Here is a 3,507-nt window from a genome sequence, read left to right on the forward strand (position 1 = left end):
CCACAGCTCCTCGCGGACCCGCAGCCCCAGCAAGCAGTAGCGCAGGGCCTCGTGGATACGGCCTTGCAAGCGGTAGACATGCCCAATGCTATTGAGCAGATTGGCATACCAGGCCAGGCTGCCCCGCTGCTGATGGTACGTCAAGGAGGCAAAGTAGTAGTGGAGAGCTTCATCCCACTGACCGAGACGGCGGTAGATATAGCCAAGCTGGCCCTGGAGCGTGCTGGCCCGTTCCTCATTCCCTCGGCGCTGAGCCACTGCCAGGCACTGTTCATAGGCCTGAATAGCCTCCCGGAAGCGATACTGTTGCAAGGCACAGCGGGCCTGCTCATAGAGCAGCTCCCCTCGTTGCTCTTCCTGCCAGGCCGGGTCAGCCTCCTGCAGCAGGCGCTCCAGCAAGGCGCGCGCCTGGGCCGGCTGCTCCTCAATGCGAAGCAAGCGCGCCTCCCAAACGCGGAGCTGCCAGCGCTGCGGCGGGGTCAGCAGCGGTTCAAATTCTCGCACAGTCTCCAGCAGCGTGCGGGCAAAACCACTGCGCCAGCTCAAGAAAGCTGGTGAGAAGAGACGCTCAAACCACTTCAAGCCCTCCTCGCGATCCAGCGTCAACCGATGATAGAGCAGCTCGACACTACTCGCCTGCCACTCCTGCTCAGGGAGCGCCTGCCCGGCATGCTGCTCATAGTAAGCGATGACGGCCCGGCTCAGCTCGCGGCGGAAGCGCCGATCGGGGTCCTGGCGCTCCCAGCAATAGTGCACCACCAGCCGGCGCATCTCATCATGCAGAGCCAACTCATCCCCCTCGCCGGCAATGCGCACGAACGAGAGCCGCCGCAAAGCCGCCAGCCACTCATCAACCGAGACACGCTCGCTATCCTCCGCCAGCCTGACTTGAGTCAGCAACCAGGAGAGCAGAGGAGCCGACAAACGATGGTAGACATGAGCCAGGACCAGAATCAGCCAATTGAGCGGGCGCTCCAGATCGTTAATACGCACGACGAGCTGTTCCTCAAAGCGTCCCGAGGGGAAGGCTACCAATTCAGGCAGCGTGATCAGGCCCCTTGCCAGCAGATCGCAGGCCAGACCAACCAAAATAGGACGACCTGCCGTCAATTCATAGAGGCGTTCAACGGAACGGGTCTGGCTCTCCGCCGTCTGAGCGGGGTTTTCTCCCGAGCCGCCAAGGCCAGTCATCCCAGCAGCCTTAGTCTCCGCATCGAGCAGACCAGCCAGCTCGCGCAGGAGATAGAGACGCACCTCAGCGGCAGAAAAGGGGGGGAGTTCCAGGTCCAGCACTTCCCTTTCACGCCCGCGCCAGGTTGGATGCTGCCAATCCAGGGGATTGCGTCCAGCTAAAAGAACCTTCACATGAGGCAGGCCATAACGCTCGGGGAAGAGCTGACCTAGACCCAAAACTGCCACCTGGGGATTACGCTCGACCAGCTCAAAGGTATCGAAAACAAGCAACAGTTGTGGCACACCTGGCGGCAAGAGTGGCAATAACTCCTCCACATCGCGCGCCAAGGCCTCTGACAGGCTATCACGAATGCGGATATCAGCCACATCTTTCTCTGGGTAGAGGCTGCTGAGATAGCCCTGTGCCGCGAAAGTCTCTAACGTCTGGGCGAAAGTCCGCGCCTGCCAGTGCGGATAAGCGGCCTGCAGGCGCTCAACCACGCGCCGTGCAACCACCAGGCGATCCCGATCGGCGACGCGGAAGAAATCCACCTGAACGACCGCCAGATGAGGAAAGCGCTGCTGCGCTAACGCGACACAGGCCTGCAAGAGCCAGCTCTTGCCAATCCCCCCCCGGCGGGCGGGGTCCGGCTCAGCGTCGTGGATAGAGAGAATCCAGGGAGCATCAGACTGAACATTCGTTAGCCAATCCAGAAAGAGAGACAGCTCATAATCTCGCCCGAGAAAGGTCTCGGGCACCCCGTGGCGTTCCATAGCACGCTTCCCTTCCCGTCGTCTAGTGTTCAAGTGCCTGCAGTCCTGTAAGCAAGCGCTCAGCCTGCTCTCCCAGGGCTTCCTGCAGTTCCTGGTCTTGACGGACCTCTTCAACAAACTGCACGCGAGCCTCAGCAGCCTCCCAGGGCAGAGCTGCCAGGAGCTCCTGAATGTCCTGCGCCAACGTCGCAGGCTCCAGACTGAAAGCACTATGATAGAGCCATTCGCGCAAATAGCGGATACGATCGGAGCCACTGACACGCCCGGCCAAGCGCTGATTGAAGGTAGCGAGCCAGCGATGGAGCGCGACGAATAGCTCTGGCTGCTCGCTGCGTAAGATCAGCAGGAAGAGCTGGCGCACCGGCTCCACGACTGCATAACCAGAGCGCTCCAGATGCCAGCGCACGACCTCTGTTTTGTCACTCAGCTCACGTGGCAGAAAGAAATAGTCCAGAGGGCTTTCACGGGTCCATCTGGGTTCGAATTTCTCAATAAGTTCTTGAAGCAGTAGGAGATTAAAGCGACGAGGGACCGAAAGAAGGCGCAGGAGGCTTTCATAGGCTGGACGCTCTTGAGGTAACAACTTCCTAAGAATCTCCTGGCGAATGACGCGCTCGGCCAAGAGCTGGAGTAACTGGAGGCGATCAGCCTGCTGGAAGGGATCAAGGCCTCCTCGAATGGCCCCAGTGAGCACCTCCATCGCCAGAGGATAGCCCCGAGTCCAGGAAAAAACCAGCTCGCGCGCCTCGGATCCCAAAGGAAGCCCCATCTTCTGAAAATAGGCCTCACAACTGGGGCGATCGAGAGGCCCCAGCTCCAGCACAGTCATCTTGCGAGCAACAGAGCGCTCGTGCTCGAAGGTCACCAGACGTGAGGCCGCCAGCACCACGAAGAGCGTATACTCCTTCAATAGCTCGCGCAGCAGGGCCTCCAGCCAGCGTAGTAGGTGTTCATTACCAGCATCCACAGCATCGACCAGCAAGACCGCTCGCCCGCGCTGAGCTAAGAGACGCAGGGCCTCCACAGAGCGCTGCAAATCGGGACCCCCGAGACCATTCTCCTCGGCCCTCCCCGGCTGGATCTGATAGCGCCGCACCTGCTCAGCGATTTGGCTAGCAAGGAGGCTTTCCTCGCGCCCGGCCTCCGTCCAAATACAGGGGACATCCGTCTCCAGGCAGCGCTGCTGAACTTGACGCAGTAGCGCCGTCTTGCCAATACCCCGCACTCCGCATAGCTCCACTACCGGCGTGCGCAGCAACCGCTGACGATCCCGCAATGTTTGCAGCGCCTCATCGATCAACTGTAATTCAGCTTCTCTGTTCACAAACAATTCGCCCGCCATGCTAAGACTCCAAGCATGATTAACCTGACGCCGGAAACGACTACTCTTCATGAAGAAGCAGACGCCGTAATGATCCTAACTGCTCCCTTAGCATAGACAGCTCGGAGGCAACCAGTTGAAAGCCCAGATCCGTTTGCTGCTGGAGAGAGCTGAGCTGCGTCAGTACATCCTGTAGCATCTCTCGGGTCTCTCGTCTTTCCCTACGCGTAGCCACATAT

2 protein-coding genes are annotated in these 3,507 nt (G+C 59.8%); both read right to left on the bottom strand.

What is annotated here, in order from left to right:
* Positions 1–1,947, bottom strand: a 1,947-nt coding sequence (locus tag IRZ24_RS18220; RefSeq protein WP_297167466.1) for a tetratricopeptide repeat protein, incomplete at its 3' end; no start/stop codon positions are given.
* Between the two features lie 22 nt (positions 1,948–1,969).
* Complete coding sequence (locus IRZ24_RS18225) at positions 1,970–3,289, bottom strand: ATP-binding protein (RefSeq protein ID WP_297167468.1); 1,320 nt, start codon at positions 3,287–3,289, stop codon at positions 1,970–1,972.
* Positions 3,290–3,507: the final 218 nt, after the last annotated feature.

The sequence above is a fragment of the Thermogemmatispora sp. genome, from assembly GCF_019683755.1.
Lineage (GTDB): Bacteria > Chloroflexota > Ktedonobacteria > Ktedonobacterales > Ktedonobacteraceae > Thermogemmatispora.